At 55.4% G+C, this 26986-nt stretch carries 20 protein-coding genes; 10 read left to right on the top strand and 10 right to left on the bottom strand.

Annotation, left to right across the window (positions count from 1 at the left end; all coding sequences use genetic code 11):
- Positions 1 to 54 precede the first annotated feature (54 nt).
- The 7 genes from cmoM (at position 55) to C7387_RS09335 (ending at position 10675) form a co-directional block, all read left to right on the top strand.
- Positions 55 to 849 (top strand): tRNA uridine 5-oxyacetic acid(34) methyltransferase CmoM, encoded by a 795-nt coding sequence (cmoM, locus tag C7387_RS09370; RefSeq protein WP_006819325.1) that lies wholly within the window; start codon positions 55 to 57, stop codon positions 847 to 849.
- Positions 842 to 2164, top strand: a complete 1323-nt coding sequence (gene mukF / locus C7387_RS09365; RefSeq protein ID WP_006819326.1) for a chromosome partition protein MukF — start codon at positions 842 to 844, stop codon at positions 2162 to 2164. Before cmoM ends, mukF begins: the two co-directional genes overlap by 8 nt.
- On the top strand, positions 2145 to 2849 hold the full coding sequence (gene mukE, locus C7387_RS09360) for a chromosome partition protein MukE (protein WP_038258557.1): 705 nt from the start codon (positions 2145 to 2147) through the stop codon (positions 2847 to 2849). Before mukF ends, mukE begins: the two co-directional genes overlap by 20 nt.
- Positions 2849 to 7297: a chromosome partition protein MukB gene (gene mukB, locus C7387_RS09355; RefSeq protein ID WP_006819328.1), complete on the top strand. Its 4449-nt coding sequence runs from the start codon at positions 2849 to 2851 to the stop codon at positions 7295 to 7297. The genes mukE and mukB overlap by 1 nt, the downstream gene beginning before the upstream one ends.
- Before the next feature lie 184 nt (positions 7298 to 7481).
- Complete coding sequence (gene ldtD, locus C7387_RS09350) at positions 7482 to 9281, top strand: L,D-transpeptidase (RefSeq protein WP_120816550.1); 1800 nt, start codon at positions 7482 to 7484, stop codon at positions 9279 to 9281.
- Between the two features lie 178 nt (positions 9282 to 9459).
- Positions 9460 to 10011, top strand: a complete 552-nt coding sequence (gene mepK, locus C7387_RS09340; protein WP_038258549.1) for a peptidoglycan L,D-endopeptidase MepK — start codon at positions 9460 to 9462, stop codon at positions 10009 to 10011.
- A 16-nt stretch (positions 10012 to 10027) separates the two neighbouring features.
- The gene (locus tag C7387_RS09335) at positions 10028 to 10675 is read left to right on the top strand and encodes an MBL fold metallo-hydrolase (RefSeq protein ID WP_006819331.1); all 648 of its coding nucleotides are present in this window, start codon (positions 10028 to 10030) and stop codon (positions 10673 to 10675) included.
- Positions 10676 to 10729: 54 nt separating this feature from the next.
- On the opposite strand, the gene C7387_RS09330 is transcribed toward C7387_RS09335, so the two are convergent.
- The 4 genes from C7387_RS09330 to pncB all read right to left on the bottom strand — a co-directional run bounded on the left by C7387_RS09330 (position 10730) and on the right by pncB (position 16567).
- Positions 10730 to 11920, bottom strand: coding sequence for an amino acid aminotransferase (locus tag C7387_RS09330; RefSeq protein ID WP_006819332.1), 1191 nt, complete (start codon positions 11918 to 11920; stop codon positions 10730 to 10732).
- Between the two features lie 184 nt (positions 11921 to 12104).
- On the bottom strand, positions 12105 to 13199 hold the full coding sequence (locus tag C7387_RS09325; protein WP_006819333.1) for a porin: 1095 nt from the start codon (positions 13197 to 13199) through the stop codon (positions 12105 to 12107).
- 601 nt (positions 13200 to 13800) lie between these two features.
- The gene (asnS, locus tag C7387_RS09315) at positions 13801 to 15201 is read right to left on the bottom strand and encodes an asparagine--tRNA ligase (protein WP_006819335.1); all 1401 of its coding nucleotides are present in this window, start codon (positions 15199 to 15201) and stop codon (positions 13801 to 13803) included.
- A 163-nt stretch (positions 15202 to 15364) separates the two neighbouring features.
- On the bottom strand, positions 15365 to 16567 hold the full coding sequence (gene pncB / locus C7387_RS09310) for a nicotinate phosphoribosyltransferase (RefSeq protein ID WP_038258543.1): 1203 nt from the start codon (positions 16565 to 16567) through the stop codon (positions 15365 to 15367).
- 328 nt (positions 16568 to 16895) lie between these two features.
- Between pncB and pepN the strand changes: the two genes are divergently transcribed.
- Complete coding sequence (pepN, locus tag C7387_RS09305) at positions 16896 to 19508, top strand: aminopeptidase N (protein ID WP_038258540.1); 2613 nt, start codon at positions 16896 to 16898, stop codon at positions 19506 to 19508.
- 91 nt (positions 19509 to 19599) lie between these two features.
- Here pepN and ssuB read toward each other — a convergent pair whose 3' ends face one another.
- From ssuB to ssuE, 5 genes are read right to left on the bottom strand one after another with little or no spacing between them, the layout of a single operon-like run.
- On the bottom strand, positions 19600 to 20370 hold the full coding sequence (gene ssuB / locus C7387_RS09300; protein ID WP_120816549.1) for an aliphatic sulfonates ABC transporter ATP-binding protein: 771 nt from the start codon (positions 20368 to 20370) through the stop codon (positions 19600 to 19602).
- Complete coding sequence (gene ssuC, locus C7387_RS09295) at positions 20367 to 21158, bottom strand: aliphatic sulfonate ABC transporter permease SsuC (RefSeq protein ID WP_006819340.1); 792 nt, start codon at positions 21156 to 21158, stop codon at positions 20367 to 20369. The genes ssuB and ssuC overlap by 4 nt, the downstream gene beginning before the upstream one ends.
- A 10-nt stretch (positions 21159 to 21168) precedes the next feature.
- On the bottom strand, positions 21169 to 22314 hold the full coding sequence (gene ssuD / locus C7387_RS09290) for an FMNH2-dependent alkanesulfonate monooxygenase (RefSeq protein WP_120816548.1): 1146 nt from the start codon (positions 22312 to 22314) through the stop codon (positions 21169 to 21171).
- Complete coding sequence (locus C7387_RS09285; RefSeq protein WP_120816547.1) at positions 22311 to 23285, bottom strand: sulfonate ABC transporter substrate-binding protein; 975 nt, start codon at positions 23283 to 23285, stop codon at positions 22311 to 22313. The genes ssuD and C7387_RS09285 overlap by 4 nt, the downstream gene beginning before the upstream one ends.
- Positions 23278 to 23853, bottom strand: coding sequence for an NADPH-dependent FMN reductase (gene ssuE, locus C7387_RS09280; RefSeq protein WP_038258525.1), 576 nt, complete (start codon positions 23851 to 23853; stop codon positions 23278 to 23280). The genes C7387_RS09285 and ssuE overlap by 8 nt, the downstream gene beginning before the upstream one ends.
- Before the next feature lie 227 nt (positions 23854 to 24080).
- Here ssuE and pyrD point away from each other — a divergent pair, with 227 nt between their 5' ends.
- Together pyrD and zapC are read left to right on the top strand one after the other, a co-directional pair.
- A complete protein-coding gene (gene pyrD / locus C7387_RS09275) occupies positions 24081 to 25091 on the top strand; it encodes a quinone-dependent dihydroorotate dehydrogenase (protein WP_038258523.1) in 1011 nt (336 codons plus the stop codon).
- 191 nt (positions 25092 to 25282) lie between these two features.
- Positions 25283 to 25825 (top strand): cell division protein ZapC, encoded by a 543-nt coding sequence (gene zapC / locus C7387_RS09270; protein ID WP_038258520.1) that lies wholly within the window; start codon positions 25283 to 25285, stop codon positions 25823 to 25825.
- Here zapC and C7387_RS09265 read toward each other — a convergent pair.
- Positions 25813 to 26931, bottom strand: a complete 1119-nt coding sequence (locus C7387_RS09265) for a YcbX family protein (RefSeq protein WP_120816546.1) — start codon at positions 26929 to 26931, stop codon at positions 25813 to 25815. The genes zapC and C7387_RS09265 overlap by 13 nt on opposite strands.
- Positions 26932 to 26986: the final 55 nt, after the last annotated feature.

The raw sequence follows: 26986 nt of genomic DNA, 5'->3' as shown, positions 1-26986 counted from the left end.
TCCTTGTCGCGTCTGTGACAAAATACGACTTTTGCCACGCTCGCGGAGAAGTTGATGCAGGATCGCAATTTTGATGACATCGCAGAAAAGTTTGCGCGCAATATCTATGGCACCACCAAGGGCCAGCTGCGTCAGGCGATCCTGTGGCAGGATCTCTCCGTACTGCTCGAGACATTCGGCAACGCGCCGCTGCGCGTTCTGGACGCCGGGGGCGGAGAAGGGCAGACGGCGATCAAAATGGCAGAGCTTGGCCACCATGTGACGCTGTGCGATCTCTCCGGTGAGATGATTGCCCGCGCTCGTCAGGCGGCAGAAGAGAAAGGTGTGAGCGGCAGCATGCATTTTGTACAATGCGCGGTGCAGGACGTTGCAGAACATTTGGAAAGCCCGGTTGATCTGATATTGTTTCATGCCGTGCTGGAATGGGTTGCAGCACCGCAGGCGGTTTTGCAAACGCTGTGGTCAGTACTGCGTCCTGGCGGCGCATTGTCGTTAATGTTCTACAATGCTAACGGTCTGCTGATGCATAACATGGTTGCCGGGAATTTTGATTACGTGCAGCTCGGCATGCCGAAAAAGAAAAAGCGTACGCTTTCACCAGATTATCCGCGCGAGCCAGAGCAGGTCTACGGCTGGCTGGAAGAGATTGGCTGGCAAATTACCGGGAAAACCGGGGTGCGGGTGTTTCATGACTACCTGCGCGAAAAACATAAGCAACGCGACAGTTTCGCTATTTTGCTCGAACTGGAAACGCGCTACTGCCGTCTGGAACCGTACATTAGTCTGGGCCGTTACATTCATGTTACCGCGCGCAAGCCGTGGGTAGATACAAGGAAAAACGATGAGTGAATTTTCCCAGACAGTCCCTGAACTGGTTGCCTGGGCTCGAAAAAACGATTTCTCCATTTCGCTGCCGGTCGACAGACTCTCGTTCCTGCTGGCGGTCGCCACATTAAACGGCGAGCGTCTGGAAGGGGAAATGACCGAAGGTGAGCTGGTGGATGCGTTTCGTCACGTGAGTGATGCGTTTGAGCAAACCAGTGAAACGATCGGCGTTCGCGCCAACAACGCGATCAACGATATGGTTCGTCAACGTCTGCTGAACCGCTTTACCAGCGAGCTGACGGAAGGGAATGCAATTTATCGTCTGACGCCATTAGGGATTGGCATCACCGATTACTACATTCGCCAGCGTGAGTTTTCTACGCTGCGCCTGTCTATGCAGCTGTCTATCGTGGCGGGTGAACTGAAGCGCGCCGCTGACGCCGCCGATGAAGGTGGGGATGAATTCCACTGGCACCGCAACGTCTATGCGCCGCTGAAATATTCGGTCGCAGAAATTTTCGACAGTATCGACCTCACCCAGCGGGTGATGGATGAACAGCAGCAGCTGGTGAAAGACGATATTGCCCAGTTGCTGAATAAAGACTGGCGCGCGGCGATTTCAAGCTGCGAACTGCTGCTGTCAGAAACCTCGGGTACGCTGCGCGAGCTGCAGGACACGCTGGATGCTGCGGGTGATAAGCTACAGGCTAACCTGCTGCGCATTCAGGATGCGACCCTTGCTCATGACGATCTGCACTTTGTTGACCGCCTGGTATTTGACCTGCAGAGCAAACTTGACCGTATCGTCAGCTGGGGCCAGCAGGCAATTGACTTGTGGATCGGTTACGACAGACACGTACACAAGTTTATTCGTACCGCCATCGACATGGACAAAAACCGCGTCTTTGCCCAGCGTCTCCGCCAGTCCGTACAGAGTTATTTCGATGCGCCGTGGGCATTAACCTACGCCAGCGCCGATCGTCTGCTGGATATGCGCGATGAAGAGATGACGCTGCGTGACGAAGAAGTGACCGGGGAACTGCCGGTTGATCTAGAGTACGAAGAGTTTAACGAGATCCGCGAGCAGCTTGCCGCGCTGATTGAACAGCAGCTGGTCATCTACAAGGACAAGTCGCTGCCGCTGGATCTGGGTCTGGTGGTGCGCGAATACCTCGTGCAATACCCGCGTGCGCGCCACTTTGACGTCGCGCGTATTGTTGTCGACCAGGCGGTACGCCTGGGTATCGCACAAGCAGATTTCACCGGACTGCCGCCGAAGTGGCAGCCGATTAATGATTACGGAGCCAAGGTACAGGCGCATGTCATTGACAAATATTGAACAAGTGATGCCAGTTAAACTGGCGCAGGCGCTGGCCAACCCGATTTTCCCGGCGCTCGATAGCGCGCTGCGTGCGGGCCGTCATATCGGTCTCGACGAGCTGGATAATCATGCGTTTTTGATGGATTTTCAGGAATACCTGGAAGAGTTTTACGCCCGCTATAACGTTGAGCTCATCCGCGCGCCGGAAGGGTTCTTCTACCTGCGTCCGCGTTCCACTACGCTGATTCCGCGTTCAGTGCTCTCCGAGCTCGACATGATGGTGGGTAAGATCCTCTGTTATCTCTACCTGAGCCCGGAGCGTCTGGCTAACGAAGGGATCTTCACTCAGCAGGAGCTCTACGACGAGCTGCTGACCCTTGCCGATGAAAGCAAACTGCTGAAGCTTGTGAATAACCGCTCGACCGGCTCTGACCTCGACCGGCAGAAACTGCAGGAAAAAGTGCGCTCGTCGCTTAACCGCCTGCGTCGTCTCGGCATGGTGTGGTTTATGGGCCACGACAGCAGCAAATTCCGCATCACCGAGTCGGTGTTCCGCTTTGGCGCCGACGTGCGTTCAGGTGATGACGCCCGTGAAGCACAGCTGCGTATGATCCGCGACGGCGAAGCGATGGCGATTGAAAACCATCTGCAACTGAATGATGAGAATGATGAGAATCAGCCGGATAGCGGGGAGGAAGAGTAATGATTGAACGTGGTAAGTTTCGCTCGCTGACGCTGATTAACTGGAATGGTTTCTTTGCCCGTACCTTTGACCTTGATGAGCTGGTGACTACGCTCTCGGGTGGTAACGGAGCAGGGAAGTCCACCACCATGGCAGCGTTCGTTACGGCGCTGATCCCCGACCTGACGCTGCTGCACTTCCGTAACACCACGGAAGCGGGCGCAACCAGCGGTTCACGCGATAAAGGCCTGCACGGTAAACTGAAAGCCGGTGTCTGCTATTCGGTGCTGGACGTCATCAACTCCCGTCACCAGCGCGTGGTGGTTGGGGTGCGTCTGCAGCAGGTCGCCGGTCGCGACCGTAAAGTCGACATCAAGCCGTTCGCTATTCAGGGGCTGCCAACCGCTATTCAGCCCACGCAGCTGCTGACCGAAACGCTCAACGAGCGCCAGGCGCGCGTGCTGACGCTGCAGGAGCTCAAAGAGAAGCTCGACGAGATGGAAGGCGTGCAGTTCAAGCAGTTCAACTCCATCACTGACTACCACTCTCTGATGTTCGATCTGGGGGTGATTGCCCGTCGTCTGCGCTCCGCCTCTGACCGTAGCAAATTCTATCGCCTGATTGAGGCCTCGCTGTACGGCGGGATCTCCAGCGCCATTACCCGCTCGCTGCGCGACTACCTGTTGCCGGAAAACAGCGGTGTACGTAAAGCCTTCCAGGATATGGAAGCGGCGCTGCGCGAAAACCGCATGACCCTGGAAGCGATTCGCGTTACCCAGTCAGATCGTGACCTGTTTAAACATCTGATTTCCGAAGCGACCGACTATGTGGCCGCAGACTACATGCGTCACGCCAACGAGCGTCGTATCCACCTGGATAAAGCGCTGGAGTTTCGTCGTGAACTGCTGACCTCGCGCCAGCAGCTGGCCGCCGAACAGTATAAACACGTCGAGATGGCCCGCGAGCTGCAGGAGCACAACGGGGCGGAAGGGGATCTGGAGGCCGATTACCAGGCTGCCAGCGATCACCTGAACCTGGTGCAAACCGCGCTGCGCCAGCAGGAGAAGATCGAGCGCTATGATGCCGATCTGGAAGAGCTGCAGATCCGTCTCGAAGAGCAGAACGAAGTGGTGGCTGAAGCCACCGAGCAGCAGGAAGAGAACGAAGCCCGGGCGGAAGCCGCCGAGCTTGAAGTGGATGAGCTGAAAAGCCAGCTTGCTGACTACCAGCAGGCGCTGGACGTACAGCAAACTCGCGCTATTCAGTACAACCAGGCATTGCAGGCGTTAGCCCGCGCGAAAGAGCTGTGCCACCTGCCGGATCTGACCGCAGACAGCGCCGACGAATGGCTGGAAACTTTCCAGGCGAAAGAGCAGGAAGCTACCGAGCGTCTGCTGTCGCTGGAACAGAAAATGAGCGTGGCGCAAACCGCGCACAGCCAGTTCGAACAGGCTTTCCAGCTGGTGGCTGCCATCAATGGTCCGCTGGCGCGTGATGAAGCCTGGGACGTGGCGCGGAGCCTTCTGCGTGAAGGTGTGAATCAGCGTCACCTGGCAGAGCAGGTGCCTTCGCTGCGCGGTCGTCTGAACGAGCTGGAACAGCGCCTGCGCGAGCAGCAGGAAGCCGAGCGTCTGCTGGCGGAATTCTGCAAGCGTCAGGGCAAGCACTACGAGATCGACGAACTGGAAACGCTGCACCACGAGCTGGAAGCGCGTATTGCTTCGCTGAGCGACAGCGTCTCTTCCGCCAGTGAAAAACGCATGCAGCTGCGCCAGGAGATGGAACAGCTGCAGGCGCGTATTCAAACCCTGCTGCAGCGCGCGCCGGTCTGGCTGCAGGCGCAAAGCAGCCTGAACCAGCTGAGCGAGCAGAGCGGCGAGCAGTTTGAATCAAGCCAGGACGTTACCGAATATCTGCAACAGCTGCTGGAGCGCGAGCGTGAGGCGATTGTTGAGCGTGATGAAGTCGGCGCGCGTAAACGTGCGGTTGACGATGAAATCGAGCGTTTAAGCCAGCCGGGGGGTTCTGAAGATCCGCGCCTGAATGCGCTGGCAGAACGTTTTGGCGGCGTACTGCTGTCAGAAATTTATGACGACGTTAGCCTCGAAGATGCACCGTACTTCTCGGCGCTGTATGGCCCGTCGCGTCACGCTATCGTGGTGCCGGATCTGTCTCTCGTTGCCGAACAGCTGGAAGGGCTGGAAGATTGCCCGGAAGATCTCTACCTGATCGAAGGGGATCCGCAGTCCTTTGATGACAGCGTGTTCAGCGTCGACGAGCTGGAAAAAGCGGTGGTGGTCAAAGTAGCAGACCGCCAGTGGCGCTACTCGCGCTTCCCGTCGCTGCCGCTGTTTGGCCGCGCGGCGCGTGAAAACCGTATTGAGAGTCTGCACGCCGAGCGTGAAACCCTCTCAGAGCGCTTTGCGACCCTGTCGTTCGACGTACAGAAAACCCAGCGACTGCACCAGTCCTTCAGCCGTTTTATCGGTAGCCACCTGGCCGTTGCCTTCGAGGCGGATCCGGAAGCAGAAATCCGCAAACTGAACGGCCGTCGCAACGAACTGGAACGCGCCCTCAGCACCCACGAGAGCGATAATCAGCAGAGCCGCGCGCAGTACGAACAGGCGAAAGAAGGGGTAGCCCAGCTTAACCGCCTGCTGCCACGTCTGAATCTGCTGGCGGACGAAACGCTGGCCGACCGCGTGGATGAAATTCAGGAGCGCCTCGACGACGCACAGGAAGCCGCGCGCTTTATCCAGCAGCACGGCAACCAGTTGGCGAAGCTTGAGCCGATTGCCTCCGTTCTGCAAAGCGATCCTGAGCAGTTCGAACAGCTGCGCGAAGATTACGCGTATTCTCAGCAAGTCCAGCGTGACGCACGTCAGCAGGCGTTTGCCCTGACGGAAGTGGTTCAGCGCCGGGCCCACTTTAGCTATTCCGACTCGGCAGAAATGCTGAGCGGCAACAGCGATCTGAACGAAAAACTGCGCCAGCGTCTGGAGCAGGCGGAAGCCGAGCGTGCCCGCGCGCGTGAAACGATGCGTAATCACGCCGCCCAACTGAGTCAGTTCAGCCAGGTGCTGGCATCGCTGAAAAGCTCCTGGGAAACCAAGAAAGAGCTGCTGGGCGATCTGCAGCGCGAGCTGCAGGACATCGGCGTGCGTGCCGACGCCGGGGCGGAAGAGCGCGCGCGTCAGCGCCGCGATGAGCTGCATACTCAGCTCAGCAACAACCGTTCACGCCGCAATCAGCTTGAGAAAGCACTGACCTTCTGCGAAGCGGAGATGGATAACCTGACCCGTAAGCTGCGCAAGCTGGAACGTGATTATCTTGAGATGCGCGAACAGGTGGTGAGCGCGAAGGCGGGCTGGTGTGCGGTCATGCGTCTGGTGAAAGACAATGGCGTAGAGCGCCGTCTGCATCGTCGCGAGCTGGCCTATCTCTCCGGCGACGAGCTGCGTTCGATGTCGGATAAGGCGCTCGGTGCGCTGCGTCTGGCGGTGGCGGATAACGAACACCTGCGCGATGTGCTGCGTATGTCGGAAGATCCGAAGCGTCCGGAGCGTAAAATCCAGTTCTTCGTGGCGGTGTATCAGCACCTGCGCGAGCGTATCCGCCAGGATATCATCCGCACCGACGATCCGGTGGAAGCCATCGAACAAATGGAAATCGAACTGGGTCGTCTGACGGAAGAGCTGACCTCCCGCGAGCAGAAGCTGGCTATCAGCTCCCGAAGCGTAGCGAACATCATTCGCAAAACTATTCAGCGCGAGCAGAACCGTATTCGTATGCTCAACCAGGGTCTGCAGAGCGTCTCCTTCGGTCAGGTTAACAGCGTCCGTCTGAACGTTAACGTCCGTGAAACGCACTCCACGCTGCTGGAAGTGCTTTCCGAGCAGCACGAACAGCATCAGGATCTGTTCAACAGCAACCGCCTGACCTTCTCTGAAGCGCTGGCGAAACTGTATCAGCGCCTGAACCCGCAGATTGATATGGGGCAGCGTACACCGCAAACCATCGGTGAGGAGCTGCTGGATTATCGTAGCTACCTCGAAATGGAGGTGGAAGTTAACCGTGGTTCCGACGGCTGGCTGCGTGCGGAATCCGGTGCGCTGTCGACCGGTGAAGCTATCGGTACCGGGATGTCGATTCTGGTTATGGTGGTCCAGAGCTGGGAAGACGAAGCGCGTCGCCTGCGTGGGAAAGACATTTCGCCATGCCGTCTGCTGTTCCTTGATGAAGCGGCCCGTCTGGATGCCCGCTCTATCGCCACGTTGTTTGAGCTCTGCGAACGCCTCGAGATGCAGCTCATCATCGCGGCCCCGGAAAATATCAGTCCGGAAAAAGGCACAACCTACAAGCTGGTACGTAAAGTGGTGCACAACCACGAACACGTTCACGTAGTGGGACTGCGCGGATTTGCGGCACAGTTGCCGGAGACGCTGCCCGGAACGGCAGATGCCTCGTAGGCAAGAAATTGACTGAAAATAAAGGGCGACCGGCGTGTCGCCCTTTTTGTTATCAGTATTGAGCGGCGATTGTAGTATTATCTTTAAACTTCTTTACATTTAGAGAGGCAAAAGATTTTTTGTCTTCATATACTGAGAAAAAGGCCCGTTCTGAGAGGCCGGCAATGTTAACAGGGGGCAAGGGATGTTGCTTAATAAAGCCAGATTACGTCGACTGTCAGCGCTGAGTGTTTGCCTGACATTCACCATTGCTCCACTGTTCAGCGTCCAGGCCGATGAGCCTGAAATGGTGCCTACCGACAGCTCTGCCACCCTGGCTGAGACGTCCACGGCAATGGCACCTGCGAGTAGTGAGTCTAATTCCGTCGCCATGATGGCTGGCATCCAGCCGCTGCCCGAAGGTGCTGCAGCAAAAGCCCGTAGTGAGATCCTGTCTCTCCTGCCTGCGGGATATACCCCCGTCTACATGAACGCGCTTACCGGGCTTTATGCCGCGCGTTCGATGAAACCCATGTGGGAAAATCGTGACGCCGTACAGGCGTTTCAGCAGCAGCTTGCAGAGGTCGCCATCGCTGGCTTCCAGCCGCAGTTTATCCGTTGGGTAGAACTGCTGACCGATCCAAACGTCAGCGGCGTTGCCCGCGATGTGGTGCTCTCGGATGCGATGATGGGGTATCTGCATTACCTCAGCAATATCTCGATGCAGGGTACGCGCTGGCTCTATAGCGAAAAACCTTACACGCTGGCTACACCACCGCTTTCGGTGATAAACCAGTGGCAGCTGGCGCTGGATAACGGCTCGCTGGCGACATTTATTGCCGGGCTGGCGCCACAGCATCCGCAGTATGCGGCAATGCACCAGTCGTTGCTGGCGCTGGTGGCGGACTCCCGTCCCTGGCCGCAGCTGACCGGTAGCGGTAAGTTGAACCCGGGGCAGTCGGGCAAAGACGTGCTGGCGCTGCGGGAGATCCTGCGTCGTTCCGGCATGATGGACTCCGCACCGCATATCGCCCTGCCAGGCGATAGCCCGGTGGTGAGCCCGTCGGCGAAAAAACACAGCACCGCTAAATCGGAATCGCCGGTCTATGACCGCCAGTTGGTCGAGGCGGTAAAACGCTTTCAGGCAAGTCAGGGGCTGGGCGCCGATGGCGTGATAGGGCCGTCCACTCGTGACTGGCTGAACGTGACGCCTGCACAGCGGGCAGGGGTGCTGGCGCTGAATATCCAGCGCCTGCGCCTGCTGCCGGGCAAGCTTTCGACAGCTATTATGGTGAATATTCCGGCATTTTCGCTGGAGTACTACCAGAACGGCGATCAGGTGCTGGCTTCACGGGTGATTGTCGGTCGCCCCGATCGTAAAACGCCGATGATGAGCAGCGCGCTGAACAACGTGGTGGTCAACCCGCCGTGGAACGTGCCGCCAACGCTTGCGAAAAAAGATATTCTGCCGAAGGTGTGGAACGATCCGGGATACCTGGAGCGCCACAACTACACCGTGCTGCGCGGCTGGAACAGCAAAGAGACGATTAACCCCTGGCATGTTGACTGGTCGACTATCACGCCATCCAACCTGCCGTTCCGCTTCCAGCAGGCTCCGGGGGCAACTAACTCGCTGGGGCGCTACAAGTTCAACATGCCGAGCTCAGAAGCGATTTATCTGCACGATACGCCAAACCATAATCTTTTCCAGAAAGATGTCAGGGCGTTAAGCTCAGGTTGCGTGCGCGTAAATAAAGCTTCTGACCTGGCGAATATGCTGTTGCAGGATGCTGGCTGGAATGATTCACGCATTTCCGATGCGCTGAAACAAGGTGATACACGTTACGTCAATATTCGACAAAATATTCCGGTTAACCTCTATTATTTGACCGCATTTGTGGGCGCTGATGGTCGGACACAATATCGAACAGATATTTACAATTATGACCTCACTGCGCGATCTGGCGCACAAATTCTGTCAAAAGCGGAACAATTAATCAGGTAAATGAAGTAGTTCTGTCCATTCGGTTGTCGTATAGAACAGGAAAACGCCCCTATGAAGGCTATAAGGGGCGCTATTCCTGGGATTGGGTTGCCTTGACGGCTGCGGTAATGCCCGGTAAGGTGCCCTTTGTGCGCAAAAGCATAAATTACGATAAACCTTACTTGTAGACCTGATTATCATGGACAAATTTGACGCTAATCGCCGCAAACTGCTGGCGCTGGGTGGTGTTGCCCTTGGGGCCGCAGCCATCTTACCGACGCCAGCATTTGCCACCCTCTCGACCCCCCGACCGCGGATTTTGACGCTGAACAATCTTCATACCGGCGAATCATTAAAAGCGGAGTTTTTCGATGGCAGAGGCTATATTCAGGATGAATTAGCAAGACTTAACCATTTTTTCCGTGATTACCGCGCGAATAAAATAAAATCCATCGACCCTTCTTTATTCGACCAGCTTTATCGCCTCCAGGGATTGCTTGGCACAAATAAACCCGTTCAGCTTATTTCTGGATATCGTTCTTTGGATACCAATAATGAACTGCGCGCGCACAGCCGTGGGGTAGCAAAACAGAGTTACCACACAAAAGGTCAGGCAATGGATTTCCATATTGAAGGTATTGCTTTAAACAATATTCGCAAAGCGGCGTTATCTATGCGCTCAGGTGGTGTAGGATATTACCCACGTAGTAACTTTGTGCATATTGATACCGGTCCAGTACGGACCTGGTAAAAAAACAAGGATAATCATGAACTATCGTCTTATTCCGGTTACCGCGTTCGCCCAGAACTGCTCGTTAATCTGGTGTGAACAAACCAAACTGGCCGCGCTGGTCGATCCCGGCGGCGACGCCGAGCGTATCAAACAGGAAGTGGCTGCCGCTGGGGTAACCCTGATGCAAATCCTCCTGACGCACGGTCACCTCGACCACGTGGGTGCGGCGGCAGAGCTGGCGGAACACTACGGTGTGCCGGTGATTGGTCCGGAAAAAGAAGATGAGTTCTGGCTGCAGGGACTTCCCGCTCAGAGCAAAATGTTTGGTCTGGGCGACTGCCCGCCGCTGACGCCGGATCGCTGGCTAAATGAAGGTGATAAGGTCAGCGTTGGTAATATTACTCTCCAGGTGCTGCACTGTCCTGGGCATACTCCCGGACACATCGTGTTCTTTGATGACGCTTCCCGGTTATTGATTTCCGGCGATGTTATTTTCAAAGGTGGAGTAGGGCGCAGTGATTTCCCTCGTGGCAATCACAATCAGCTTATCGATTCGATTAAACACAAACTGTTGCCGCTTGGCGATGACGTGACGTTTATTCCAGGACATGGACCGTTATCGACGCTGGGTGAAGAGCGTTTGCATAATCCTTTCCTGCAGGATGAACTCCCTGTCTGGTAAGTCATAAAAAAGGCCGCGTAAGCGGCCTTTTTTCTTTTCACGTTATGACTGTAATTACAGTACCGCGACAATCGCTTCACACAGCGGTGCCATATTGTCCGGCGTCATCCCGGCAACGTTGACACGGCCAGAAGCAACGGCATAGACACCAAACTCGTCACGTAAGCGCATCACCTGCTCTTTGGTCAGCCCGCTGAACGAGAACATACCGTTCTGCTTGATGATGAAGCTGAAATCGCGGTTAGCGCCTTTCTCCTGCAGCGTGTTCACGAACAGCAGACGCATGCGCTGAATGCGCTGGCGCATGTCGGTCAGTTCCTGCTCCCAGATAGCGCGCAGCGCATCGTTGCTGAGGATGGTCGCCACGACGGAAGCACCGTGTGCCGGCGGGTTGGAGTAGTTGGCACGAATAACGGACTTCATCTGGCTGAATGCGCGGTCAGCGTTGTCGGCATCATTGGTCACCAGGGTACAGGCGCCTACACGCTCATTGTACAGGCCGAAGTTTTTGGAGAAGGAGCTCGCGACGATAAGCTCTTTGTGCAGCGCAGCAAACGCGCGCAGGCCTTCGGCATCTTCTTCCAGACCACGGGCAAAGCCCTGGTAGGCGAAGTCAAACAGCGGCAGCCAGCCTTTCTCAACGGAAAGCTTCGCCAGGGTTTCCCACTGCTCAAGCGTAGGATCGATACCGGTTGGGTTATGGCAGCAGCCGTGGAACAGCACCACGTCGCCCGCCTGAGCTTCTTTCAGGCTGTTCAGCAGGCCGTCAAAGTCGAGAGAGTGATTGGCGGCATCATAGTAGGCGTATTCACGCACTTCCAGACCAGCGGCATTAAACACGCTCTTGTGGTTCGGCCAGCTTGGGTTGCTCACCCAGACGCGTTTCGCGCTGGTGTTCTTCGCGAGGAAGTCTGCGGCAACGCGCAGTGCACCGGTACCACCCGGGGTCTGGGCGGTACGTGCACGCTTGCTGCTGACAATCTCGCTGCCTTTACCGAACAGCAGCTCCTGAGTGCAGCGACCGAATTCCGGAATACCGTCGATGCCGAGGTAGTTTTTGGTGGTTTCATTTTCCAGCAGGTACTGTTCTGCTTTTTTTACGCTGGTCAGAACCGGAGTTTTTCCCGTTTCATCTTTATAGACGCCAATCCCAAGGTTGATTTTGGTTGGACGTTCATCGGCACGAAACAGATCGGCCAGGCCCAGGATTGGGTCGGCAGGAGCAGCGGTAATGTTCTCAAACATGACGAGGTTCCATTGTGATTACAGAAGGGAAATCCGCTATCAGGTTAACGGGAGTTTTACAAAATGCCAACCGTTTGCCACGAAAAGCGAGAGGCTTCTCAAAACTCGCCATTTTTTACTACCAGAAATGAAAAAACAGGGCCGAAGCCCTGTTTATTAAGCATATAACAAAGTGGCGTGCTGATTAGAACTGGTAAACGATACCTACAGCAGCCTGGTCGTCAGTGGCCAGACCGGTTGCTTTAGAGTAGTCGTTGTCGTTCAGCAGGTTGAACTTGTACGCGGCATAAACGTTCATGTTCTTGTTGAAGTAGTACCAGGTACCGACTTCGACGTATTTGGTCAGGTCAGCGTCGCCGCCGCTGAAGGTAGAACCGTTAGCAGTACGGGCTGCCAGGTCTTTACCTTTAGTCTGCACGTAACCGATGGACGGACGCAGACCGAAGTCGAACTGATACTGAACCACAGCTTCGAAGTTCTGCGTTTTGTTCGCAAAAGTCTTATCGTTTTCTGGGGTCATGTTATAGGTCTGGGAGTACATTACCGCTGCGTACAGGTTGTTCGCATCGTACTTAGCAGAAGTTGCAAAGGCTTCTGCTTTATCGCCAGCACCGTCAGCTTTCTGAGCAACGGTACGGTTGGAGTTCGCGTAGCCCGCAGACACGCCGAAGCCTTCGCCGATGTCGTAGCTTACAGAGGAGCTGAAGCCGTCACCGTTCTGTTTAACAACATCACGAGAGGTAGAGTCGTTTTTACCCTGGTACTGCAGCGCGAAGCGCAGGCCATCAACCAGACCGAAGAAGTCAGAGTTACGGTAAGTTGCAACACCGTTGGTACGGCCGGTCATGTAGTTGTCGGTGTAGTTCCAGCCGTCGCCGCCCCACTCAACCAGCATATCGGTTGCGGATTCTACGTCGTAGATTGCGCCGTAGTTACGACCGTAGTCGAATGAGCCGTAGTCGCCAGCTTTGATGCCCGCGAAGCCCAGACGGGTTTTGGTACCCTGAGAACCTTCAGCGTTAGACGCGTCCAGGTTGTATTCCCACTGGCCGTAACCGGTCAGCTGATCGTTGATCTGAGTTTCGCCTTTGAAACCGATACGAACGTAAGTGGTGTCGGAGCTATCGGTGTTGCCGTTGGTGGTCCAAACGTGCTCACCGACTGCCTTGCCATAAAAGTCCAGCTTGTTGCCGCTTTTGTTATAGATTTCTGCTGCGTTTGCCGCACCAGCTACCAGCAGGGCAGGGATCACCGCTGCCAGAATATTGCGCTTCATCATTATTTATTACCCTCATTAGGTTTTTTTGTGACACCTGCCACTGCCGCCAATAAATGCCGTGAATAAATATTTACGGAACTATTGATGAAAGTTTGGTGTCTTTCTGTGTCTGCAACGAATATTTCCATTCATTACAACGTTTCGCTAGCCTGAAAATGCTACAAATATCGTAAATGAGTAACCAAAAGAAATAATGTGTAATAAATTGTGTATTTTTGGGAACTTTGTGAAGCACCTCAAACTTCCTGGTGGGTTGCGCATTAATCACTCAGGTTGTTATCTATCTATATGAAAACCTTATATTAAATACAGAAATGGCAATTTTGTGACGGTAAAAGCCTTCGCAACACCCGAATCTTTATGTCAAGAAATCTCAAGACCAGTTACATTGAGGGTGGTTAAATAGTGTGCTAAGCCATGCTGTGAATTGTGATAGCAAGCTTTTTTTGATGATTTTTTGTGCGCAAATATTACAGAATAGAATTCGCAACATTTTGCATGAGATGGGTTATTGCACTTTAACTTTGCTTAAGTTCAGCAACAATTTCTGGCGGGTATAAAAAAGGCCAGCATTTCTGCTGGCCTCGATTATTTCTGAAAATCAGAATGTGGCGTTACGTGGGGTACGCGGGAACGGAATAACGTCACGAACGTTCTGTACGCCGGTGACATAGGCAATCAGACGCTCGAAGCCAAGACCGAAACCAGCGTGCGGTACGGTGCCATAGCGACGCAGATCGCGGTACCACCAGTAGTCTTCTTTGTTCAGACCCATTTCAGCCATACGGGCATCCAGCACGTCCAGACGCTCTTCACGCTGAGAACCACCGATGATTTCACCAATGCCTGGTGCGAGGACGTCCATTGCGGCAACGGTTTTGCCGTCATCGTTAAGGCGCATGTAGAACGCCTTGATGTCTTTCGGGTAGTTCTTCACCACCACCGGCGCTTTAAAGTGCTGCTCGGCAAGATAGCGCTCGTGCTCGGAGGAGAGATCCACGCCCCAGAATACCGGGTTCTCGAACTTGTGACCGCAGTTTTCCAGGATAGTGATGGCGTCGGTGTAGTCTACCTGAGCAAAATCGGCCGCCACAAAACGTTCCAGACGTGCGACCGCATCTTTATCCACGCGCTCAGCGAAGAATTTCATGTCGTCCATACGCTCTTCAAGCACCGCTTTAAAGGCATACTTCAGCATGGCTTCCGCCAGACGGGCGTTGTCTTCCAGATCGGCAAAGGCCACTTCCGGCTCCAGCATCCAGAACTCAGCCAGGTGACGGCTGGTGTTGGAATTTTCCGCACGGAAGGTCGGGCCAAAGGTGTAGATCTTAGACAGCGCACAGGCGTAGGTTTCACCGTTCAGCTGACCGGATACGGTCAGGAAAGATTCCTTCCCGAAGAAGTCTTTATCGAAATCAACTTTGCCCTGATCGTTACGCGGCAGGTTTTCCAGATCCAGCGTAGAAACGCGGAACATTTCGCCAGCGCCTTCGGTATCGGAAGCGGTGATAAGCGGGGTAGATACCCAGAAGAAGCCCTGCTCGTGGAAGAAACGATGCAGCGCCTGCGCCAGCGTATGACGAACGCGGGCCACGGCACCGATCATGTTGGTGCGCGGACGCAGATGCGCAACTTCACGCAGGTATTCAATGCTGTGGCGCTTCGCCGCCATCGGATAGGTATCCGGATCTTCAACCCAGCCAACCACTTTTACGTCGGTTGCCTGAATTTCGAAGCTCTGGCCCTGGCCCGGAGAGGCCACAACCACACCGGTGACTTCTACCGAGCAGCCGGTCGTCAGGCGCAGCACTTCTTCATTGTAATTCGACAGAGAATTATTGACGACGGCCTGTACAGGATCAAAGCAGGAACCGTCATAGACGGCAAGGAAGGAGATGCCAGCTTTTGAATCTCGGCGGGTACGCACCCATCCGCGCACGGTGACTTCGCTGTCAACGGCTACGCGGCCCTGGAGTACGTCGGCTACAGGCACAACGCTCATAATAGTCTCTCTGTTAGTAGTCCAATAGAAATGTCATTCCCCCGTAAAAGGGGACTTTCTATGTTACCTGTCATCCGCCGACTGACAAGCAGATTTCGCACTGCAGAACAGAGAAATGATAAATAAATAAAGAAGAAGGGAGCCAATCGGCTCCCTTTGTTGCTTAACTGGCCTTTTTCACCTGTGGCAGGTCGAAGGCTTCACGCAGTGCGCGGACAAACGCTTTGTCATGGCAGATAGTTTTACCTGGGCTGTCGGAGAGTTTCGCCACCGGCTTGCCGTTACATTCCACCAGTTTAATGACAATATTTAGTGGTTTCACCTGCGGGATATCGCAGGTCAGGCGCGTACCGATACCGAAGCTCAGGTTCACGCGTGCTGAGAAGTGGCGATACAGGTCTACCGCTTTCGCTAAATCCAGATTGTCGGAGAACACCAGCACTTTACTGAGCGGGTCGATACCCAGTTTCTGGTAATGCGCGATAGCTTTCTCACCCCATTCAACCGGATCGCCTGAATCGTGGCGCAGGCCTTTATAGTGATGCGCAAACTCCGGGCCGAAATCTCGCAGGAAAGCATCCATGGTGATGCAGTCGGTAAGCGCAATGCCCAGATGTTCCGGATATTCGTCAAGCCATGCCGCCAGCGCGGCGCGTTGGCTGGTTGCCAGATCGGGGCTGATTTGCTGATGCGCCTGGAACCATTCATGCGCCTGAGTACCCATCGGGGTTAACGACAGGCGGCGGGCGAGATCGTAGTTGCTGGTACCCACAAACCACGGTTCCTGCTGCAGACGCTGAACAATAGCCTGCTGCACTTCACGGGAGAAACGACGGCGGGTACCGAAATCCATCAGGCGGAAAGCCGACATATCGAGACCCTGGGTCATCACCTTGAACGAGACCAGTTTCTGCTCAAGCGTCTCCAGTGCCTGGGCGACACCCACTTCAGGTGAACGGTAGCGGTGTACCAGTTCGCTGATGACGGCCAGCAGCGGAACTTCCCACATGATCACCTCACGCCACGGGCCGGAGAGGCGAATGTTCAGCTTACCGTTGTCGTTGCGAATGCTGACCTGGCGCGGGTCGTAGCGGAAATCACGCAGCCAGTCGAGATAGTCCTGCTTAAAGAAAGGCAGGCCGGTCAGCCACTGGTACTCGTCATCCTGCAGGCGCAGCGAGCGCATGGCCTCTACCTGCTCACGGATAGCCTCGGCGTAAATGCCCAGCAGATCGTCACCACGGCAACGGAATTCCGCCGCCACTTCAACATCGTAATAGTGGTGGAACACAGCCTGCTGCATATGCAGCTTATAAGCATCTGTATCGAGCAACGTGTGCAGTACAGGAGAAACAAATTGTGTCATGGCTTGCAGTAGCATCCTCTCACAGGAGCGTTTCTATCGAAATCAGCAGCGAATGAAAAACGCAGGAGTATACCTTGATAACCTGGCTATGTCCTGCGATGACCCCTGTGTGGGAAATGGGGTCACGTTCTGGGCATAGTTTAATATATTAAACAGCGATCACACCACAAGCAGTTGACCTGGTCGAGAGCATTTTGTGCCCCTAATGTTATGTGAATGTAGCATTTTGGGCGTTTGACCCTGAAAAGATGAACATTCTGCGTAGCGTGAATTGCGCAACAGGAATAGACTGAGGTCGATACTTTGACCCGGATGCTAAAGGTTTTTTATGACACAACAGCCACAAGCCAAATACCGCCACGACTACCGTGCGCCGGATTACCTGATTAGCGATATTGACTTGACGTTTGACCTGGATGCCACAAAAACCATCGTGACGGCGGAGAGTAAAGTCACCCGTCATGCGGCATCTGCCGTGCCGTTACATCTTGATGGTGAAGATTTAACGCTGGTGTCTGTACATGTGAATGACCAGCCGTGGACCCAATATAAAGAAGAAAATAACCAGCTGATTATTGATGGTCTGCCGGCTTCCTTCACTTTACGCATTAAAAACGAGATAAGCCCGGCGGCCAATACTGCGCTGGAAGGGCTCTACCAGTCTGGAGAAGCGCTGTGTACGCAGTGCGAGGCGGAAGGTTTCCGTCATATTACCTGGTATCTGGACAGGCCGGATGTGCTGGCCCGCTTTACCACTAAAATTATCGCCGATAAGAGCAAATACCCATTCCTGCTCTCCAACGGTAACCGTGTAGCGCAGGGCGAGCTGGAGAATGGCCGTCACTGGGTTCAGTGGCAGGATCCGTTCCCGAAACCCTGCTACCTGTTTGCGCTGGTGGCCGGTGATTTCGACGTCCTGCGCGATACCTTCACCACCCGCTCCGGGCGTGAAGTGGCGCTGGAACTGTACGTTGACCGCGGCAACCTTGATCGCGCACCGTGGGCGATGACCTCACTGAAAAACTCCATGAAGTGGGACGAAGAGCGTTTCGGCCTCGAATACGATCTCGACATCTATATGATTGTGGCCGTCGACTTCTTCAATATGGGCGCCATGGAGAACAAAGGCCTCAACATCTTTAACTCCAAATATGTGCTGGCCCGCACCGACACCGCGACGGATAAAGACTATCTCGACATCGAACGCGTGATCGGCCATGAGTATTTCCACAACTGGACCGGCAACCGCATCACCTGCCGTGACTGGTTCCAGCTGAGCCTGAAAGAGGGGCTGACCGTGTTCCGCGATCAGGAGTTCAGCTCCGATCTCGGCTCTCGTGCGGTGAACCGTATCAACAACGTCCGTACCATGCGTGGCATGCAGTTTGCCGAAGACGCGAGCCCGATGGCGCACCCGATTCGCCCGGACATGGTTATCGAGATGAACAACTTCTACACCCTGACCGTCTATGAGAAGGGCGCAGAAGTGATCCGTATGCTGCACACTCTGTTGGGTGAAGCTAATTTCCAGAAAGGGATGCAGCTGTACGTTGAGCGTCACGACGGCAGCGCCGCCACCTGCGACGATTTTGTGCAGGCGATGGAAGATGCTTCCAACGTCGATCTGTCGCACTTCCGCCGGTGGTACAGCCAGTCCGGTACGCCTGTCCTGACCGTGCATGACGATTACAACCCGGAAACCGAGCAGTATACGCTGACCATCAAACAGCGTACTCCGGCAACGCCTGACCAGCCGGAAAAGCAGCCGCTGCATATTCCGTTTGAACTGGCGCTGTACGATAACGAAGGCAAGGTGATCCCGCTGCAGAAGGGCGGTCACCCGGTGCACCACGTTCTGAACGTGACCCAGGCAGAACAGACGTTCGTCTTTGATAACGTCTATTTCCAGCCGGTTCCGTCGCTGCTCTGTGAATTCTCAGCGCCGGTGAAGCTTGAATACAAATGGAGCGATCAGCAGCTCACCTTCCTGATGCGCCACGCCCGCAACGATTTCTCTCGTTGGGATGCCGCGCAGAGTCTGCTCGCCACCTACATCAAGCTCAATATCGTTCGTCACCAGCAAGGGCAGCCGCTGTCGCTTCCGGTGCACGTTGCGGATGCCTTCCGCGGCATCTTGCTTGATGAGAAGATTGATCCGGCGCTGGCCGCGGAAATCCTCACGCTGCCGTCGGCGAGTGAGATTGCCGAGTTGTTTGAGATTATCGACCCGATAGCCATCACCACCGTGCGTGAAGCACTGACCCGTACCCTTGCCAACGAGCTGGCGGACGAGTTCCTGGTGGTGTACAACGCCAATAAACTCGCCGAGTACCGCGTTGAGCATGCCGATATTGGCAAGCGTTCACTGCGTAACACCTGCCTGCGTTACCTGGCGTTCGGTGAAGTTACGCTGGCGGATAAGCTGGTGAAAGCGCAGTACCATCAGGCCGATAACATGACCGATGCGCTGGCGGCGCTGGCTTCTGCGGTAGCAGCACAGCTGCCGTGCCGCGATGAGCTGATGCAGGAGTACGACGACAAGTGGCATCAGGATGGTCTGGTGATGGACAAGTGGTTCATTCTGCAGTCCACAAGTCCGGCCGATAACGTGCTGGAAACCGTGCGGGGCCTGCTGAACCATCGTTCGTTTACCCTCGGCAACCCGAACCGTGTGCGTTCGCTGATTGGTGCGTTCGCCAGCGCCAACCCGGCGGCGTTCCACGCTGAAGACGGCAGCGGTTACCAGTTTATGGTGGAGATGCTGAGCGAGCTGAACCGCCGTAACCCGCAGGTGGCATCGCGTCTGATTGAGCCGCTGATCCGCCTGAAACGCTACGATGCTGCCCGTCAGGCGAAGATGCGTGCGGCGCTTGAACAGTTGAAAGGGCTGGAGAATCTCTCCGGGGATCTGTTCGAGAAAATCACCAAAGCGTTAGCGTAACGGATTTGCCCGGTGCGGCGTTGCCTTACCGGGCCTACCCTTACCAGTAGGTCGGATAAGGCATAGCCGCATCCGATAAAAACCGCCAGCACTACGCCTGGCGGTTTTTTTGTCGCACAACTTCTGTGTCGCGGCCCATGACCCGGTTCAAAACCGTTTCTTCCAGTTCTGCCAGCCTTGACGATCCCCGACGACGTGGCCGGGCAATGTCGACCGTCAGATCGAGACCAATTTTTCCTTCTTCTATTAACAATACCCGATCGGCCATCATCACCGCTTCGCTGACGTCATGGGTCACCAGCAGTACGGTGAAGCCCTGCTCCAGCCAAAGGGACTCAATCAGCGCCTGCATTTCAAGGCGGGTGAGGGCATCCAGCGCGCCCAGCGGCTCATCCAGCAGCAACAGGCCAGGACGATGAATCAGGGCGCGGGCCAACGCCACGCGCTGTTTCTGTCCGCCCGACAGCGCGGCGGGCCACTCCCCGGCGCGGTTCTCCAGACCCACGGCGGCAAGCGCCTGCAGGGCCGCGTCTCGCCAGCGGCCCTTAAGCCCCAGCCCGACGTTATCGATGACCGTTTTCCAGGGCAGTAGCCGGGCGTCCTGAAACATCATACGCGTATCATCCTGAAGGCTGGCAAGCGGTGTGGTGCCGGCAAGCAGCTCGCCGTCGTCCGCACGTTCGAGGCCGGCCAGCAATCGCAAAAGCGTACTTTTGCCACCGCCGCTGCGGCCCACCACCGCCACAAACTGCCCGGAGGGAATATGGAGATCCAGCGCGTTCAGCACCTGATTACTACCATATCGCTTGTGAATGTTATTCAGCAGCAGCGGTGTGCCAGGGTTCAGACGTGCGGTATTCATGCGGTTTTCTCCTGCGAGTTGTAGGCCGGGTTCCAGCGCAGCCACAGGCGTTCCAGCCCCTGTGCGCTGAGATCTGCCAGTTTGCCCAACAAGGCATAAAGGATGATGGCGACCACCACCACGTCAGTCTGTAAGAATTCGCGGGCATTCATCGCCAGATAGCCGATCCCGGCGTTGGCTGATATGGTTTCGGCAACAATCAATGTCAGCCACATCAGGCCAAGGGCGAAGCGAACGCCAACCATAATTGAAGGCAGCGCGCCGGGCAGGATCACATGCCAGAATAACGCCGCGCCAGAGAGCCCGTAGCTGCGCGCCATCTCCACCAGCCCTCTGTCAATGTTGCGGATACCATGCCAGGTGTTGATATAAATCGGGAACAGCGTGCCCAGAGCGACGAGGAAAATTTTCGCGCTCTCGTCGATGCCGAACCACAGGATAACCAGCGGGATCAGCGCCAGGTGTGGCACGTTGCGCAGCATTTGAATGGAGGTGTCGAGCAGGCGCTCGCCCCAGCGCGACAGACCACTGATAAGCCCCAGTATCAGGCCGAGACTACCGCCAATGGAGAAGCCGATAAGCGCCCGCCAGGAGCTGATTGCCAGATGCTGCCACAGTTCACCGCTTGCCGAGAGCGACCAGAAAGCTTCAATAACGCCTTCCGGAGAGGGCAGGATCCGCGTGGAAAGCCAGCCGGTGGACGAGGCGATTTGCCAGACAACAACAATCCCGATCGGTAGCACCCAGGGCGCGGCGCGCAGCAGCCATTTATTTGCAGGCGTGGTCATTGGCGGCTCCTTAACTTTGCGCCACTTTACGTGGAATAAATTCGTTAGCGACGGCCTCACCCTGCTGCTGAAGCGTCTGTGGCTGTGGAACCGCCGGAACAGTGACATCAAGGTGAGGGAACAGCAGTTCGCCCACCTTCCATGCCTCTTCCAGATGCGGGTAACCGGAGAGGATAAAGCTGTCGATGCCGAGGGCGGCATACTCATTAATCCGTGCCGCGACGGTTGGACCGTCGCCGACCAGCGCAGTACCAGCGCCACCGCGTACCAGACCTACGCCTGCCCACAGATTCGGGCTGATTTCCAGCTTGTCACGACGACCTGCGTGCAACGCCGCCATCCGCTGCTGACCCACGGAATCGGTGCGAGCAAATGCCTGCTGGGCGCGGGCGATAGTCTCGTCGTCAAGATGTGATATCAGGCGATCCGCCGCCTGCCAGGCCTCGGCATTATTCTCGCGCACGATCACATGCAGGCGAATACCAAAGCGCACCTGCCGACCATGGCGGGCCGCTTTCTCCCGTACCTGGGCTATTTTTTCTTTCACCTGCTCCGGTGGTTCGCCCCAGGTCAGGTACAGATCGACCTGCTCGGCGGCCAGATCCTGAGCAACGTCGGAAGATCCGCCAAAATAGAGCGGCGGACGTGGCTGCTGAACTGGGGGGAACAGCAGTTTTGCCCCACGAACGTGCTGATATTTTCCCTCAAAATCGACGGTTTCCCCTTCCAGCAGGCGCCGCCAGATATGGGTAAACTCCGCCGAGGCTTCATAGCGGGCGGTATGATCGAGGAATACACCGTCGCCAGCCAGCTCCTGCGGATCGCTGCCGGTAACCAGGTTAAACAGCGCGCGACCGTTCGAAAGCCTGTCGAGCGTAGCGGCCTGCCGGGCGGCGACGGTGGGTGAAATTACGCTCGGGCGCAGGGCAACTAAAAATTTAAGCCGCTGGGTTACCGGGATCAGCGAAGCCGCCACCAGCCAGGCGTCTTCACAGGAGCGCCCGGTAGGGATAAGCACCCCGCTGAAGCCCAGCCGGTCGGCGGTCTGGGCGATTTGTTGCAGGTAGGCGTGGTCGACAGGACGGGCCCCCTCATCGCTGCCAAGATAGTGACCGTCGCCGTGGGTCGGTAAAAACCAGAAAATATTCAGACTCATAACGTTGCTCCCTGGGAAGTTGCGGGGTGCCAGATGCGGCTGCGCACATCGATTTTTTTCGGTACCAGATGATTGTCATAGAACAGATCGGCAGTTTGCTGCTGCAGCGCGGCGACGGCATCGCTCACCGCGGAGATAGCGGTAGGAGGGCGATGATCGAGATAGCTGGCGATGACGGGCTCCGGCAGCCCCATGGTTTTCGCGAGCAGCGTAATGCTTTGTGAACGCTGGCTCTGGGTCAGCGCGTCGGCCTGGCTGAAAGTGGCCAGCACCTCCTGCACAAACTCACCGTATTTTTCTGCATACGGTCGGGCGGCAAGATAGAACGATCCGGTTTGCTTCAGCGTTTCGCCATCTTTCAACACCCGAACGCCGCCCTGCAATAAGGCCGCTGAATAGTAGGGATCCCAGATGGCCCAGGCATCAACTTTGCCCTGCTGGAACGCCGCGCGGGCATCAGCCGGGGTTAAGTAAACAGGCTGAATATCTTTAAAGCTGAGACCCGCCTCCTGTAGCGCACGCAGCAGCAGGTTGTGCGAGCTGGAGCCTTTCTGGAACGCCACCTTATGGCCTTTCAGATCGGCGACGGTTTTGATCGCGCTGCTGTCCGGTACCAGAATGACTTCCGCCTTCGGCTTCGCCGGTTCAACGCCAACGTACAACAGATCCGCTCCGGCGGCCTGGGCGAAGATCGGGGGAATATCGCCGGTACTTCCAAGATCGATGCTACCGACGTTCAGCGCCTCCAGCATTTGCGGCCCGGCCGGGAACTCCACCCACGAGATTTTGCTCTGCGGATAACGCTTCTCAAGCAGCTGATAACTTTTTGCCAGCACCATACTGACGCTGCCTTTCTGATAACCAATGCGCAGAGTATCGGGCACCTGGGTTGCGGCATGGCTCCAGGCAGAAAGGGTGAGCAGCCCGCTCAGCGCCAGCGACTGCAGCCGCCATTTATAACCATTAAACATGAGCAGCTCCTTGCGGCAGATGGAATACGGGGGCGGGAATATCCCGGCGGTGCAGCGCCTGCCAGAAGGTTTCCAGTGCGCTGTCCAGACGGTGCTGCAGGTTGGGGCTAAACCGTGGCTGGTGCTGATAGTCGAGCACCTGGCTATCGTCAGCGAACACCCCGTGCAGAATTTCCTGTGCCTTCAGGGCATTGAGTACCGGTTTCAGGGCGTAATCGACAGCAAGTAAATGTGCCACGGTCCCGCCGGTTGCCAGCGGGAGCACCACTTTGCCTTCCAGTGCCCGTTCAGGAAGGAGGTCGAGCAGCGTTTTTAGGGCGCCTGAGAAAGAGGCTTTATACACCGGGGTGGCGACGATAAGCCCATCCGCATCGGCCAGCTGTTCTTTCAGCGCCAGCAAAGCAGGGCTGTCGAAGCGGGCGTAGAGGAGATCTTCTGGCGCAAAATTTTGCAGGTGCCAGTGACAGACTTCGACATCAACGCGGGAGAGTTTTTCCCGCGCATATTCCAGCAGCGCGCTGGATCGTGATGGAAAGCGTGGACTTCCCGCCAGGGTGATGACTCGCATAATCCCTCCTTATAACTAAATGTTCGCTTTTATCTAACATTGATAACATTTATCGCAGAGCGAGGAGGGTTTGCTAAATGATTTATCCGGGAGTGGATTGCCGGAAAGCGGCAATAAGGAAACCGATTGCGTTTTACTTCGTATTTTTTGCCGTAGGTCAATTCCCTTTCGTAGCAAGATCGAACATAATACGCCCCCGGTTTGCAACCGGGAATCCAGGAGAGTTCATGTACTACCCCTTCGTTCGAAAAGCCCTTTTCCAGCTCGATCCTGAGCGCGCTCATGAATTTACATTCCAACAATTACGTCGTGTGACGGGAACCCCGCTGGAAGCACTTGTGCGCCAGAAAGTGCCGGCAAAACCGGTAACCTGTATGGGGCTGACCTTTAAGAACCCGCTGGGTCTTGCGGCAGGTCTCGACAAAAATGGCGAGTGCATCGATGCCCTGGGCGCGATGGGTTTTGGTTCGGTAGAAATTGGTACCGTAACCCCACGTCCGCAGCCTGGTAACGACAAGCCGAGGATCTTCCGCCTGGTTGATGCCGAGGGGCTTATCAACCGCATGGGCTTCAATAACCTCGGGGTGGATAACCTGGTTGAGAACGTCAAAAAAGCGCATTTTGACGGTATTCTCGGCATTAATATTGGTAAAAATAAAGATACTCCGGTAGAGCAGGGCAAAGATGACTATCTGATTTGTATGGAGAAAGTTTATGCCTATGCCGGTTATATCGCGATTAATATCTCCTCACCGAATACCCCAGGGTTACGTACGCTGCAATATGGTGAAGCGCTCGACGATCTGCTTTCCAGTATTAAAAATAAGCAAGCTGAACTCCAGGCGAAGCATCATAAATATGTTCCGCTGGCGGTGAAGATCGCACCGGATCTTTCCGTTGAAGAATTGATCCAGGTGGCCGATAGTTTGGTGCGTCATAATATTGATGGGGTAATTGCCACCAATACAACGCTCGACAGATCCCTGGTTCAGGGAATGAAGCACTGCGACGAAATGGGTGGTTTGAGCGGTCGTCCGCTGCAATTAAAAAGCACAGAAATTATCCGTATGCTGTCCGCTGAATTAAACGGTCGGTTGCCAATTATTGGCGTCGGTGGCATTGATTCGGTGATTGCCGCGCGCGAAAAACTGGCTGCCGGGGCGACGCTGGTACAGATTTATTCTGGCTTTATTTTTAAAGGCCCACCGCTGATTAAAGAAATTGTTACCCATATCTAACCTTTTTGCTTCTTAATCTCCTCCAGGGCTTTATTTCCAGCCCTGGTTGTTTTATATTCCTTCATTGTTGCTTATTTAAACATTTTGGTCTTTTATTAATTCAGACGAAAAGTAAAGCGAAGCGGTAAAGCTAAATGTCGCTGGCAAAGTTGGCATGGTTAGCAAGGATGCAGGAAAGGAGGGGAACAAATATGCGAATTAAACCTGATGATAACTGGCGTTGGTATTTTGATGAAGAGCATGATCGAATGATGCTCGATTTAGCCAATGGTATGTTGTTTCGGTCGCGTTTTGCCCGCAGGATGCTGACTCCCGATGCCTTTTGCCCTTCCGGCTTTTGCGTTGATGACGCGGCACTTTATTTCTCTTTTGAAGAGAAATGCCGCCAGCTGGATTTATCGAAAGAACACCGTGCAGAGTTAACGCTCAACGCGCTGGTAGCGATTCGTTATCTTAAACCGCAGATGCCAAAAAGCTGGCATTTCACCACTCACAGCGAAAGCTGGCAGCCTGCCACCGGCGACGCCGCCTGTGTATGGCTCAGCGACAGCGGTGAAGCCGTCAATCTGCTGGTGGTTGAACCGGGTGAGAATGCGGCACTGTGCCTGCTGGCTCAGCCTGGACTGGTACTGGCCGGGCGCACGATGCAGCTTGGCGATGCGATTAAGGTGATGAACGACAGGCTGCAGCCGCAACCCGTCGTCGAAAGCTATAGCTTCGGTCAGGCTGTGTGAAAACGTAAACGCAGCGCAGTTTTGGGTACGCAACTGCAGCACAGAATGGTTCCATCCTCGCTGACCGCATTTTTCTTAAGCGCGCTGACTTCCCCATCAACAAGCGTGATCCGACAGCTTCCGCAGATCCCCGCCCGGCACGAGTAGGGCACCCGAATTCCCTGCTGTTCAAGCTGCTCCAGTAAAATTTGCTGGTTATTGCCGCTGAACGTTTCACCCTGCCACTCTATATCAACCAGCGCCTCTGGCTGGGTTTCTACGCTGACTGACGCTTCGGTTTTTCCTGCACCGTAAACACGGGCTGGTTTCGTTGCCAGCACTTCCACGCTGTCGCCAACCCGGACAACGCCGCTGTTGCGGGCAATCAGGTTCTGGCCGAAATCCACGTCGCCGTTGTCGAGCGCCGTGCGAAAACCCTGAAGCGTGCTGAGCGGTTCTCCTGAGGGGTGTTTTTGGCCACGTTCCGGACTGACGGTGGTGAAAATACAGCGGCTGCAGGGTTTAGCAACGTCAAAGGTGACTTCGCCGATACGAATAACCTTCCAGGTATCTTCATCCCAGGCTTTGGCGCCGGTGACGACCAGATTGGGACGGAACTGCTCCATCCGCACGCTGGCGCTGCAGCGCTGCTGCAGATCGCGCAGCGAGGCTTCGTTGGTCAGCAGGTACGGATAACCATCCGCAAAAGAGAGCGGTACCGTGTCGTGCTTTTTAACCCGGCGGGTAAGCTCTGGTCCGACCCAGCGCAGCTGAACGTCGCGTTTAAAAAAGCCGCTTAGCCAGTGATTGATTTCTTCTGGCGCAATGAGCGCGGTAAAATGGTTGCCCCAGACTTCAGTGGGCTGCGCCTGCGGGGCAAAATCGGCAAAGCGAATAATGGCGCTGCTGCCGTCCGGTGCGGTGAGATGCAGGCCGTCGTGCAATGGGGCGGGGGTGAACTTCACCATCTGCGGGAACTGTCGCGCCGTAATAAAAGTGCCATCGGGCTCGGTGACCATAAAAATCCGGTCAAACGCCATTCCGCTGATATCGGCGAAGGCATGCGTCAGGCCGATGCCGCGCATCGATTTTACCGGATGAATAAAAAGCCGCGATAAGGTCACCATGGTGCAATCCCTGAAGTCAAAAAATAAGCCCTTAACTTTATGACATAGGGCGCAG

It is taken from the genome of Yokenella regensburgei (assembly GCF_003634235.1).
Lineage (GTDB): Bacteria > Pseudomonadota > Gammaproteobacteria > Enterobacterales > Enterobacteriaceae > Yokenella > Yokenella regensburgei.
The sequence above is the reverse complement of the archived record's forward strand: the minus strand, read 5'-3'. Positions and strand labels throughout refer to the sequence as shown.

Bases quoted from the DNA above. Each gene is read 5' to 3' on its own strand.
- C7387_RS09330 (WP_006819332.1), bottom strand. From the start codon at position 11,920: ATGTTTGAGAACATTACCGCTGCTCCTGCCGACCCAATCCTGGGCCTG.
- C7387_RS09265 (WP_120816546.1), bottom strand. From the start codon at position 26,931: ATGGTGACCTTATCGCGGCTTTTTATTCATCCGGTAAAATCGATGCGC.
- ldtD (WP_120816550.1), top strand. From the start codon at position 7,482: ATGTTGCTTAATAAAGCCAGATTACGTCGACTGTCAGCGCTGAGTGTT.
- ssuB (WP_120816549.1), bottom strand. From the start codon at position 20,370: ATGAATACCGCACGTCTGAACCCTGGCACACCGCTGCTGCTGAATAAC.
- pyrD (WP_038258523.1), top strand. From the start codon at position 24,081: ATGTACTACCCCTTCGTTCGAAAAGCCCTTTTCCAGCTCGATCCTGAG.
- cmoM (WP_006819325.1), top strand. From the start codon at position 55: ATGCAGGATCGCAATTTTGATGACATCGCAGAAAAGTTTGCGCGCAAT.
- ssuD (WP_120816548.1), bottom strand. From the start codon at position 22,314: ATGAGTCTGAATATTTTCTGGTTTTTACCGACCCACGGCGACGGTCAC.
- pncB (WP_038258543.1), bottom strand. From the start codon at position 16,567: ATGACACAATTTGTTTCTCCTGTACTGCACACGTTGCTCGATACAGAT.
- asnS (WP_006819335.1), bottom strand. From the start codon at position 15,201: ATGAGCGTTGTGCCTGTAGCCGACGTACTCCAGGGCCGCGTAGCCGTT.
- mukE (WP_038258557.1), top strand. From the start codon at position 2,145: ATGTCATTGACAAATATTGAACAAGTGATGCCAGTTAAACTGGCGCAG.
- ssuC (WP_006819340.1), bottom strand. From the start codon at position 21,158: ATGACCACGCCTGCAAATAAATGGCTGCTGCGCGCCGCGCCCTGGGTG.
- C7387_RS09285 (WP_120816547.1), bottom strand. From the start codon at position 23,285: ATGTTTAATGGTTATAAATGGCGGCTGCAGTCGCTGGCGCTGAGCGGG.
- C7387_RS09325 (WP_006819333.1), bottom strand. From the start codon at position 13,199: ATGATGAAGCGCAATATTCTGGCAGCGGTGATCCCTGCCCTGCTGGTA.
- C7387_RS09335 (WP_006819331.1), top strand. From the start codon at position 10,028: ATGAACTATCGTCTTATTCCGGTTACCGCGTTCGCCCAGAACTGCTCG.
- mepK (WP_038258549.1), top strand. From the start codon at position 9,460: ATGGACAAATTTGACGCTAATCGCCGCAAACTGCTGGCGCTGGGTGGT.
- pepN (WP_038258540.1), top strand. From the start codon at position 16,896: ATGACACAACAGCCACAAGCCAAATACCGCCACGACTACCGTGCGCCG.
- mukF (WP_006819326.1), top strand. From the start codon at position 842: ATGAGTGAATTTTCCCAGACAGTCCCTGAACTGGTTGCCTGGGCTCGA.
- mukB (WP_006819328.1), top strand. From the start codon at position 2,849: ATGATTGAACGTGGTAAGTTTCGCTCGCTGACGCTGATTAACTGGAAT.
- zapC (WP_038258520.1), top strand. From the start codon at position 25,283: ATGCGAATTAAACCTGATGATAACTGGCGTTGGTATTTTGATGAAGAG.
- ssuE (WP_038258525.1), bottom strand. From the start codon at position 23,853: ATGCGAGTCATCACCCTGGCGGGAAGTCCACGCTTTCCATCACGATCC.